We start from the raw sequence: 1,410 nt of genomic DNA, 5'->3' as shown, positions 1-1,410 counted from the left end.
AAGATCACACACACAATAGGTTCATAGCCCTATACCGCCTCCAGTGCAATTAACTCCGCCACGGTTTGTTTGCGGCGGATCAACCGGGCCTGGCCATTGGCCTCCACCAGCACCTCAGGGATCAGCGGCCGCGTGTTGTAGTTGGAAGACATGGACGCGCCATAAGCGCCCGTGTCATGGATCACCAGCAGGTCGCTCACCCGCGCGGCGGGCAGGTCGCGCTGCAATACCACACCACCCTCGCCCTGTGTGAACACATCGCCCGATTCGCACAGCGGCCCGGCAACGACGCATGGCTGCACGGGGCCAGCGGCCGGGGTGCCGTCGGCGTGGATGATTTCCATGCCGTGGTAACTGCCATACATCGACGGGCGCATCAGGTCGCTAAAACCAGCGTCCACCATCACAAAATGCTGCCTGCCCTGGGCCTTGGTGGCACGCACTTCGGCCACCAGCACGCCAGATTCGGCGACGAGGTATCGGCCCGGCTCCAGCTCCAGCGCGACGGCGTGGCCCAGGTCCTGGGCGATCTGCTGGCGGGCGGCGTCCCACAGGGAGAAGTAATGCGCGGTGTCGATGGGTGCCTCGTCCGCGCCATAGGGGATGGACAAACCTCCACCTGCCGACACGGCGTGTAGGTCCATGCCCTGCGCCTTGACGGTGTGCACCAGTCCCACCATGGCACCGCACACCGCTTGCAAATGGCCGTAGTCCACACCCGAGCCAATGTGCATGTGCAAGCCCTGCAGCGCCAGCCCATTGCTGCGCACCTTGGCCAGCGCGGCCACCAGGTCACCGTGCCAAATACCGTGTTTGCTGTGCTCGCCGCCCGTATTCGTCTTGTTGCTGTGGCCGTGGCCAAAGCCGGGGTTGATACGCAGCCACACCGGATGGCCTGGGCTCACCGTGCCCAACTGGTCCAGCATGTCGATGGAGCCGCAGTTCACCGGAATGCCCAACTCCACCAGGCGGGGCAGTGTCGTGCGGTCCAGTAAATCGGCGGTGAAGACGATCTCGGCATGGCCATCCTTCAGGCCCGGCGCATAGCCAGCGGCCAGCGCACGCTCCACCTCGCCCAACGACACGGCGTCCACCATGACGCCCTCAGCTTTAAGCAGGCGAAGCAGATGGGTGTTCGAGTTGGCCTTTTGCGCAAACCGCACCACGTCAAACTGGCGCAGCGCTTGGGCGCGGGCGGTTATGGTGGCCGCGTCATACACCCACAGCGGTGTGCCATGTTGTTGGGCCAGGGATGCAAGGGTGGAGGGGGTAAAAGGGTTCATAGGCAGGATGATCTCAGTCAATATCGATTCAATCAATGCCACTTTTGTTGTTTAACTATTCAATATGGATATAGTTAACAAATGCCCCGCCCAACCAAACCGCAAGTCACACCCCCAGGCTCCGTGC

At 62.3% G+C, this 1,410-nt stretch carries 1 protein-coding gene; it reads right to left on the bottom strand.

The window, feature by feature from the left end; translation table 11 throughout:
• Nucleotides 1-29: 29 nt before the first annotated feature.
• Nucleotides 30-1,283, bottom strand: coding sequence for a diaminopimelate decarboxylase (gene lysA, locus AC097P_RS23895; protein ID WP_479612919.1), 1,254 nt, complete (start codon nt 1,281-1,283; stop codon nt 30-32).
• Nucleotides 1,284-1,410: the final 127 nt, after the last annotated feature.

The sequence above is a fragment of the Rhodoferax sp. ZS1R8 genome, assembly GCF_056521325.1.
The sequence above is the reverse complement of the archived record's forward strand: the minus strand, read 5'-3'. Positions and strand labels throughout refer to the sequence as shown.

What these genes read in the sequence shown, in the direction of transcription:
- lysA (WP_479612919.1), bottom strand. Translation starts at nt 1,283, where the DNA reads ATGAACCCTTTTACCCCCTCCACCCTTGCATCCCTGGCCCAACAACAT.